This is a genomic window from Moraxella bovis, assembly GCF_002014975.1.
In the GTDB taxonomy this organism is placed as follows: domain Bacteria; phylum Pseudomonadota; class Gammaproteobacteria; order Pseudomonadales; family Moraxellaceae; genus Moraxella; species Moraxella bovis.
In genome coordinates this window covers 1-5,265 of the sequence record NZ_MUXV01000085.1, presented here as the reverse complement: position 1 = coordinate 5,265, position 5,265 = coordinate 1, and the positions used below count along the sequence as shown (strand labels likewise).

The 5,265-nt window shown below is 42.4% G+C and carries 10 protein-coding genes; 8 read left to right on the top strand and 2 right to left on the bottom strand.

What is annotated here, in order from left to right:
* Positions 1-45 precede the first annotated feature (45 nt).
* The 4 genes from B0182_RS13310 to B0182_RS13295 are packed head-to-tail and all read left to right on the top strand — an operon-like array spanning position 46 to position 1,880.
* Positions 46-306 carry a hypothetical protein gene (locus B0182_RS13310; RefSeq protein WP_078275377.1) on the top strand — a complete coding sequence of 87 codons (261 nt, stop codon included), beginning with the start codon at positions 46-48 and terminating at the stop codon, positions 304-306.
* Positions 303-653, top strand: a complete 351-nt coding sequence (locus B0182_RS13305; protein ID WP_078275376.1) for a hypothetical protein — start codon at positions 303-305, stop codon at positions 651-653. The genes B0182_RS13310 and B0182_RS13305 overlap by 4 nt, the downstream gene beginning before the upstream one ends.
* 23 nt (positions 654-676) lie before the next feature.
* Positions 677-1,123: a DUF6978 family protein gene (locus B0182_RS13300; RefSeq protein WP_078275375.1), complete on the top strand. Its 447-nt coding sequence runs from the start codon at positions 677-679 to the stop codon at positions 1,121-1,123.
* Positions 1,107-1,880: a DUF1829 domain-containing protein gene (locus B0182_RS13295; RefSeq protein ID WP_078275374.1), complete on the top strand. Its 774-nt coding sequence runs from the start codon at positions 1,107-1,109 to the stop codon at positions 1,878-1,880. Before B0182_RS13300 ends, B0182_RS13295 begins: the two co-directional genes overlap by 17 nt.
* Positions 1,881-1,924: 44 nt before the next feature.
* On the opposite strand, the gene B0182_RS13290 is transcribed toward B0182_RS13295, so the two are convergent.
* A complete protein-coding gene (locus tag B0182_RS13290; protein ID WP_062498426.1) occupies positions 1,925-2,125 on the bottom strand; it encodes a hypothetical protein in 201 nt (66 codons plus the stop codon).
* 659 nt (positions 2,126-2,784) lie between these two features.
* On the opposite strand from B0182_RS13290, the gene B0182_RS13285 reads away from it, so the two are divergent.
* Positions 2,785-3,102 carry a hypothetical protein gene (locus B0182_RS13285; RefSeq protein ID WP_078275373.1) on the top strand — a complete coding sequence of 106 codons (318 nt, stop codon included), beginning with the start codon at positions 2,785-2,787 and terminating at the stop codon, positions 3,100-3,102.
* 108 nt (positions 3,103-3,210) lie between these two features.
* On the top strand, positions 3,211-3,405 hold the full coding sequence (locus tag B0182_RS13280; protein ID WP_078275372.1) for an Arc family DNA-binding protein: 195 nt from the start codon (positions 3,211-3,213) through the stop codon (positions 3,403-3,405).
* Here the strand turns inward: B0182_RS13280 and B0182_RS13275 are convergent.
* Positions 3,370-3,711: an Arc family DNA-binding protein gene (locus tag B0182_RS13275; RefSeq protein ID WP_078275371.1), complete on the bottom strand. Its 342-nt coding sequence runs from the start codon at positions 3,709-3,711 to the stop codon at positions 3,370-3,372. The genes B0182_RS13280 and B0182_RS13275 overlap by 36 nt on opposite strands.
* 206 nt (positions 3,712-3,917) lie before the next feature.
* Here B0182_RS13275 and B0182_RS13270 point away from each other — a divergent pair, with 206 nt between their 5' ends.
* Together B0182_RS13270 and B0182_RS14080 are read left to right on the top strand one after the other, a co-directional pair.
* The gene (locus B0182_RS13270) at positions 3,918-4,712 is read left to right on the top strand and encodes a KilA-N domain-containing protein (protein ID WP_078275370.1); all 795 of its coding nucleotides are present in this window, start codon (positions 3,918-3,920) and stop codon (positions 4,710-4,712) included.
* Positions 4,713-4,794: 82 nt separating this feature from the next.
* Positions 4,795-5,124 (top strand): hypothetical protein, encoded by a 330-nt coding sequence (locus B0182_RS14080; RefSeq protein WP_143821763.1) that lies wholly within the window; start codon positions 4,795-4,797, stop codon positions 5,122-5,124.
* The last annotated feature ends 141 nt before the right edge of the window (positions 5,125-5,265 follow it).

Sequence of the window (5,265 nt, the reverse complement as noted above, 5' to 3'; positions counted from 1 at the left end):
GAAAATGGGTGAAGTATTAACCCTAAATTTTGATGGAGACAAAAGATGATATTAGACATTCCCCCACACATTGAACAGATGATTATTGCCACCGCCCAAGCACAGGGCATAACAGCTGAAGAGCTTGCCTTAGCCACCCTACAAAGTCGTTTTGACCCTAATGAGCAAGCCTATTATGACTGGTTTTATGAACATCATTTTGATGTTGAAAAATTGGACAAATCAATCAAAAGTGGTTCTACTCCTATACCCGATTGGGCATTGAAAGATTTGTCAAGTTTTGATAAATGGTTGGCGAGCGTATGATTGTAGAATTTTCTGACAATTTCAAGGCTTGTATGCCGACATTTGACGATGAGACAAGGCAAATCATTTTAGCCTTTGCGTCTTATGTTCGTCAGTATGGCTTGCGTGGGCTAATAGGGCGTAACAAGCCGTCCATCCCCAAAAGTCTACGCACCAAACAGCAAAGAGCGGATTTTGCTTATGTCCAAAAACATTGCCTATGGCATTATCATATTGGCATACCCGAGTATGTGGGCGATGATGGCGATATGACGAGCGAATATGTCCTGCACTACCAAAGATTTGATGACAGGATTGTTTTGGTTGGACTATCCGCCCACCCGCCTTTTGTGTTGCCAAATGTGTAAATGGGGCGAGACTTGGAGAAACAATGGACCTAACTCAATATGAAGCAGATGAACTGATTGCCATCGCAAAGTATGTGATGGAACAGGCGGTTTTTGAACGCACCAAAAAAGTAAGCGTGGATTTGCTTGCTCAAAACGGCAAAGATGAATTGATATTGGACATTACCCCCAGCACCATCAAAGTCAACAAAGCCACCTATCAAATGCGTGCCAAAAAGTGCATTCCCCTTGTGCGATTGGACCTAGATGGGCCACCCCACAAAAACCCAGACGACACCGTCATTACTTGCCCCCACATACATATTTACAGGGAGGGTTACGGCACAAAATGGGCGTATGCCCTACCAAAGGAGTTTGATGGTTGCAAAAATATCATTGATTTTTTAGATAAATTCTGTCAATATTGTAATATTCAGGGCAACCCTTTTGTGGACATTCAATTAAGCATTTACGATGAAACTCATCACTGAACTTCACAGTCATTTTGACAACTATTTGGCATGGCTAAAAGACCAAACCGTATTTTCGGAGTTAGATAATGGGGCGGTAGAGATTACCGCACCTTATTTGGACCGCCACAATGATTATTTGCAATTTTATGTGTTACGCAATGAGCAAGGGTTGTTTTTTACTGATGACGGCTATATCCTAAATGACCTTGCCATGAGCGGTGTGGAGTTCAACACCCCGAAACGCAAAAAACTACTAACCGAAGTAGCAAACGGTTTTGGCGTACAAATTAAAGACGGTCAGCTTACCACCCTTGCCAACAAAAATAATTTTGCCGTCCGCAAAAACAGCTTTATCCAAGCGATGCTTGCCATCAACGATATGTTTTCGCTTGCCAATGCTAGCGTTGCCAGTTTCTTTTTTGAAGATGTGGAAGCGTGGCTAACACAGCACAACATACGCTATTTGCCCAATGTCAATTTATCAGGTAAATCAGGGTTTACCTTTAATTTTGATTTTGCCATTCCAAAATCTAGCCAATCGCCAGAACGCCTACTTCACACCATCAACAATCCTGTTAAAAATAACATTGAACACATTCTTTTTGGTTGGTCCGACACCAAAGAAGCACGGGGAGCAGATACGATATTGTATGTTGCCCTAAATGATACAGACCACAAGATTTCTGATAGCACCATGCAATCTTTACGTAACTACAACATCAACCCCATACTTTGGTCAAAAAAAGACAAAACAATTAGCCAACTTATTAACTAGCTGACATACGCCAAAGCCCCCAACATGGGGGCTTTTTTATTGCCCTATTCACATTCCTTGCTATGAGCCAAAAGGCTTGCCTTGACCGCCTTAGCGACCGAACCATATCGCTCGGTAAGCTTGTCAAGGGCATCTAGGGCTTCTTGGTCTTTTGGCATAAACTGTACTGTGGTAGAACGCAGGGCTTTGGCGTTATAGTTGGCTTTGGCTCGTTTGGTGTATTCGGTGTTTTGGTAGTTTGACATTGACATTCTCCTAAAAAAGGGGTATGATATTAGTTAAGGAATGTGTTAGATAGGGTGCGACCCCTACCTAACACCCAATCAAGCTATTTGCGGTAGTTTGATTGGCTTGCTATTTACCACGCTTCATTGCTGATTAGTAGTAAGATAACAAGGACGATGACTTTAATTAACGGCTTCATCGTTCTTTTCCTTATTTTAACGCCAGTACCAGTTACTGGCACCTTATCAAGCTCCCTGCTTGATGTGTTTATTATATCCTATCTTGTATATAATGTCAAGCATTTTTAAAAAATTTCCGCCTGTTGGGCGGTTTTTTATGCCCATCTTTTACCGCCTATCTTTTAAATAATACCTTTTATCATAAAAATAAACATTTTGTTTTATTTTTAACTCAATTTGTTTATTTTTCTCTTGACAGTATTAAACATTTTGTTTATAATACACCCATCAAGACGGAACGACCGCTTGAATAACTATTTAACACCCCAGAAGCCCTACCGTGAGGGAGCCACACGGAGTTTAGACGAACTTAGACGAACCAAATCTAAAATCGGACAAACAAAGCCCACACCACCGTGGCAGATAACGGAGTGATAAGCTAATCAGCTACTGACAACTTAACACGTTGCCAGTCACGGATTAACTTTTAGGAGCATGTCATGATACTTGATGAAATTATCATCAAAGAACAAACAGGCTCATTCATTGTCTATGCTGATGAAGATGATGAGCGGTATTGCCAGTTTTCCTTTGAATTTGAAGTGGATTATCAGCCAGCTGAATATGAATATCACGGCGGTTTTCGCTGTACTCTTGTACATGAAAGCTATGATCTATCAGACATTCACAGCATTATCATCACAGATTCTGACTGGCGACCCACCCCTATGCAGATGCGACAGATTGAGAATGAATTAAGAGAATTTGTCGCTGAATTCGTGGCAAGTGAGTTCAAACAGACTTTGGAACTTTCATAGTCGGTTTGTAATTTGGGTCAATGGGGCTTTACAAGGGGTAGGATGTCAATTTTTTACATCAAAGTCCGTATCACTTAACGATACGGACTTTTTTATTAGGAGTAGATTATGCGTGAACTTAATCCAACAGGCGTACGCCTAGACAATGAACTCAAAGCCAAATTGCAACAATCCGCCAAAGACAACAAGAGAAGTCTTAACAGCGAGATTATCGCAAGGCTTAACGCAAGTTATGATGATGAGATTGGCAAAAAATTAGATGAGATTTTAAGGGCTGTTCTTGCTCTCAATGAGCGTTTTTAGGCGTTCATACAAATAGTCTATACTCTCTTGGCTGACAGTTTTTTGGATTGGCGGTTGTGGCGGAAATCCTGCTTTTAGGGATTCATTTTCCCTTTTTAGGCTTTCCTTATCCGCCATCAAATCCAAATATTCATCAATGAAATGGGTAAATCCGCCAGTATGCAACTCATCTTGTTGCATTGTTACCTCTAACCTTGCCACAATTTCAGCGTTCAAAGAACGCTTGTTATCACTGGCTTTTTGGGTTAAGTATTCTTTAAGTTCGGACGGCATTCGCACCCCAAATGGGGCAATATCTCTGGACATGGTCAAAAACCTTATCAAATATGGTGTTCGCTAAATGGCGGAATTCCGCCATTTAAAATAATTACACAGTGTAGCAAATTTTTGCTTGACACGATAGATACACCGTGTAATAATAACACCGTGTAATAACACAAGCCAACAAAAAAGCCCTGCAATCCGACCAAGAACCACAGGGCATACCAATCCACTTTGATAAGGAATTAGCAATGTCTAGTTTAACAATTTTAGACCAAACAATCAATGTTGTTAATGGTTTTTTCTCACTCAATGACCTGCACAAGGCAAGTGGCAACGAGAACAAACACAAGCCATCTTACTTTATGGCAAACCAACAAACCCAAGAACTCATTGCTGAACTGGAAAAAGAAAATACGGTTGCTTACCACACCAAGCAAGGCAAACAAGGCGGAACTTACGCCTGCCGTGAGTTGGTCTATCGCTATGCCATGTGGATAAGTGCCAAATTTAGCCTTATGGTTATCCGTGCGTTTGACGCACTTAATACAGGGGCGATACCGTGTCTACCCAAATCCACCGCCCACGACCGCACACCCCTACGCCAAGCCGTAACCGCCCTATGTGGCAAACTTGGCATCATACACTCAGAAGCCTATGCACTGGTGCATCAGTACATGGGTGTTCATCATATTGATGAGATTGCCATGAGTGATTTGCCACGAGCGGTAGAGTATGTGCATCGTCTGATGATGGGACAGCCTGATCATGGTGAGCAAAACGCCTTTTGGCGAATGGTGGGCTTACTAGAACACGCACGCATTAGCGATGAGATTGACAGGCTTAACGATACCATCAATCAAGCCGAACGGTTTATCAATCAAGCACGCAGACAAATCACACATCTAAACAAAACCAAAGGCTTGCTATACGACAGCCTAGGCGAACAACGCCATATCAGCCATGACCCTAACCTTGTGGCAAATGCCCAAGCATTCATTGACCGTCAAATGGCAATGAAAAAGAAAATCGGTCTAATCTCTTAATACCAACCCAAAACGCTTGCTTGTGCCTATTTTGGCATGAGTGGGCTTTTTGCACCCAAAATTTACGCATAAGGAGTAAGCCATGAGACTTATCGCAGAACTCGCCCCCAAGGGGCAAGAATGTAATGCCGTGCACGTCGAAGCGGACGTAACCGAGTATGACGAATACACGGTTATTCACACCGCTAAGCTGTGCTTTAATCGGTTTAGTGAAATCAGCCTAGATTTGGGTTTGGCAGAAAATCAAGATTTGGTTAAAAAAGCGTTTAGCAAAAAATGCTACTTGCCTCACAAGGGCAAATTGAAGGCTCTATTGCCTATGCCAAAAAGTCATCTGAGAACAGTCGCGCCACCGCTGAGCATGAAGCAAACAAAAATAACGGCTATCAACGCCAATACCCACAAGGCATGATGGCAAGCCCATCAACAGCGATGCAAAGACCGCCTCAAAACGGACGGCAATATCAAGCCTCACAGGGCTATCCGCAGGGGCAACAATACCACCCACAGGGCAAGACAGTAATACCACCCACAGGTGTCGCTGATGATGTAC

Coding starts and splice junctions, on each gene's coding strand:
- B0182_RS13310 (WP_078275377.1), top strand. CDS start 46: ATGATATTAGACATTCCCCCACACATTGAACAGATGATTATTGCCACC.
- B0182_RS13305 (WP_078275376.1), top strand. CDS start 303: ATGATTGTAGAATTTTCTGACAATTTCAAGGCTTGTATGCCGACATTT.
- B0182_RS13300 (WP_078275375.1), top strand. CDS start 677: ATGGACCTAACTCAATATGAAGCAGATGAACTGATTGCCATCGCAAAG.
- B0182_RS13295 (WP_078275374.1), top strand. CDS start 1,107: ATGAAACTCATCACTGAACTTCACAGTCATTTTGACAACTATTTGGCA.
- B0182_RS13290 (WP_062498426.1), bottom strand. CDS start 2,125: ATGTCAAACTACCAAAACACCGAATACACCAAACGAGCCAAAGCCAAC.
- B0182_RS13285 (WP_078275373.1), top strand. CDS start 2,785: ATGATACTTGATGAAATTATCATCAAAGAACAAACAGGCTCATTCATT.
- B0182_RS13280 (WP_078275372.1), top strand. CDS start 3,211: ATGCGTGAACTTAATCCAACAGGCGTACGCCTAGACAATGAACTCAAA.
- B0182_RS13275 (WP_078275371.1), bottom strand. CDS start 3,711: ATGTCCAGAGATATTGCCCCATTTGGGGTGCGAATGCCGTCCGAACTT.
- B0182_RS13270 (WP_078275370.1), top strand. CDS start 3,918: ATGTCTAGTTTAACAATTTTAGACCAAACAATCAATGTTGTTAATGGT.
- B0182_RS14080 (WP_143821763.1), top strand. CDS start 4,795: ATGAGACTTATCGCAGAACTCGCCCCCAAGGGGCAAGAATGTAATGCC.